The following is a 2,721-nucleotide window of genomic DNA, read 5'->3' on the forward strand; positions in this document are numbered from 1 at the left end:
GCCGAACTCATCAGGCGCTACAACCAAACAGCGATTGGCTGCATGACTGAGGCGACAACTATCTTGACGCGCGCCGGTAGCGCCCACTGCGCCTGTCCATGAATTGATATCGCGGCGTACCGCAGACGGTGATGGTGGAATTGGGGTTTGCCAGTTCCACGAACCGCATGTAATTCGATTGCAAAGGCGACTGCGTAGCACAGGCGGAGGCCAACAGCACAACGAGCAGCGTGACAATACGCAGCGGGAGAATGAAATTCATGGCGGCCTATTCGAATTCGGTCCCACGAGCGCGGGGTGTTTTGAAAGGAGTACGGCAAGGCGACAGTGCGATAGGCACTCGCATGGAGGTCAGCTCTGCTGGCGGCAACTCAAACTCATAGGCATTACTTTCGAAATCGCCATAAGGCTTGAGTCGAACGCTACGAAAATCTTCGCCAACTATTTTGAAGCAGCCCGGACGTCGGGGAAGATCCACTGCCGCCGACCGGTCGGGCTCAATTCGCAGGCGTGCGTGAGGTTCCGACGTGCGGTCAAGCCCGAGCCTATGGTCCTCTCTATCTGGGATCAGAATGACCAGTAGCGCACCCATCTCGCTTGCAGACGGGGGTGAGGGCGGCATGCAGTCCGTGTAATAAAGCGAGCCGCGCTTGATGCAAGGGGGTGCCAACTTCCGCGCTTTGATGAACGCGTCGTTGTGAAAGATTGCGAGCCGATTGTTCTGCACATAAGCATAGTGCCCGGCTGGTGGCGGCACTGCGGTTTCGGCTGCTGCCACCCCAAACCATGACAGTACGATGACTGCAAGTAATGGCCGGATGCCTAGTCGTCGCATACGCACGCTTTCCCCCGGACATTCACCGTGCCCCCCATTAGGCTACGGACGGTTGCGAGGGTAATTCACGATACCTGTGCACGTCTACGCATTTTCATATGCGTTCTCAGTCTGCTCAGGCGGCGCATTGCCGACTCACCCGTCAGAACGATCGCTATGCTGTGCCGCTCTTTGGCCTCAACTCCGCTTTGAGGGGAGGCGGCGGAAAATTTGGACTGGTTAAGCAGCGAGCGCCAGGGGCCTGCGGTAGTCGAGGCTGTGCAGCGCATGCATTGTTGTCATACGGCGCTTTTCGAGCGCGTTTGTCGAGAGCGAAGAAAGGCGGCGAGCTGAAGGCAAGCGACGATGTGATTGTTGGATTTAACTTGCGGCCGAATGCTTTTCCGAGCATGGAGTAGGACGTATTCAAGCCATTTGCGTTGCCCGTTTGAAACCAGCGTCGGCCATCCACGTACGAACAGCTTGGGGAGTTGCTGCTTGATATAGCAAAAGGGGCGCTGCCCGTATCTCTGCTGAGGGAGGGGCTTGGCTTAGTTTCATGATTGGCTGGGGCTTGGCATCAAAGAAGACGAATTGAAGCTGTCGTTAGGCGGCTTACGTGCCTTTGGAGTGGGTGCGCACCGGCGAATGACTGCTTCTGAAGGCTAGGCCAAAGCCGATATCGAGACTGTCAAAAGTTGCGGGGAAAAGTGACCAAACTCCAGTTTTGAACGCCTCGAAAAATGGGTCGATGTCACTTTTCCGTTGCCCCCTTTCAGGGGGGACTATCGAGGAGAATCCTTTCGTGCGAGATAGATCGTCGAACGACTTCCTTGCGTCTAGCGGAAAGCGGAAATCATGTTGCCATTCGTTCGGGCTGACTAGGAAAGGTATCGCGCTACTTCCAGCCGCAGTGCTGGATTCTCAGCCACTGCTTTCGTGGCTTCAAGAGACTCACTAAGCCACTGATCGATACTCACGGGTGGGAAGCGAACCAGTGGCTTGTCGAATCGAGGTATTGCGGAAACGCGCGTTGTGAGCGACTCACACGCAGTGGGTACGCAGCTGTTTTCGGATTTCATCGAACGGGCTCTGTGATGCATTCAGCGCAATTAGAAAGCAGGCTGTTCAAGCGATCTCGACAGTGCGATCCCAATCGAATCCTCCGACCTTTTCTCCCGGATATCCGCGTTGGTTGCTGACAATCGGCAGGCCGTTGACGATCTTTGTATGGCTCCAATGGTTGTGGCCATGAACCCAAAGACGTACCGGATCACGAACAAGTTCTGGTCGATCGTTGTGGAAGCAACCCGTCAGCAGATCAGGTTTGATTCGCGGATTGAAGGTGTGCATCGTCGGGGCGTGATGCGTAACGACGATGAGCGGCGAGGGCGACGTGGAAATGACGTCGTCTAGCCAACGCTTACTCGTCAAGCAGAACTTGCGAGTCATGTCGGGATTGAGAAGATCCCCCCGATACTTAATCAGCCGGTAGTCCGACAAGCCAAGCTGGGCTTCCCACATCGCGGTTTCTATCATGTCGGGGCCGAAGCATTCGAAGTCGGTCCACAGCGTGCATCCAGCGATTCGAAAACCGTTGATGTCGATGTAGTCACGCTCAAGAAGATGCACGTTGTCGCTTTTGGCTGCGGCACCTCGCGCCAGCGCCAGCGTAGTTTCGTACTCCCGGTGATAGAACTCGTGATTGCCCATCACGTACACGACTGGACGACCTCGAAAAGCATCCGCGGCCCAGTTGATGCCTTGGAGTCCTGGGCCAACATCGCCCGCTAGTACGACGAGGTCTTCGCCGATCGAAGGCAGGAATGCCGGCCCCCCGCGTCAGAATAGTTGTCGTCCCGATAGACTTCTTCCTCGGGGGCGAAAGGACTCAATGACGTGGCTCG

The 2,721-nt window shown here is 56.0% G+C and carries 1 protein-coding gene; it reads right to left on the reverse strand.

The window, feature by feature from the left end; genetic code table 11:
• Positions 1-1,942: 1,942 nt before the first annotated feature.
• Entirely contained in the window at positions 1,943-2,638 is a 696-nt protein-coding gene (locus tag AC3WUM_RS25115; RefSeq protein ID WP_492414069.1) for a metallophosphoesterase, read from the reverse strand.
• Between the last annotated feature and the right edge of the window lie 83 nt (positions 2,639-2,721).

It is taken from the genome of Hydrocarboniphaga sp. FW305-C-57 (assembly GCF_058783045.1).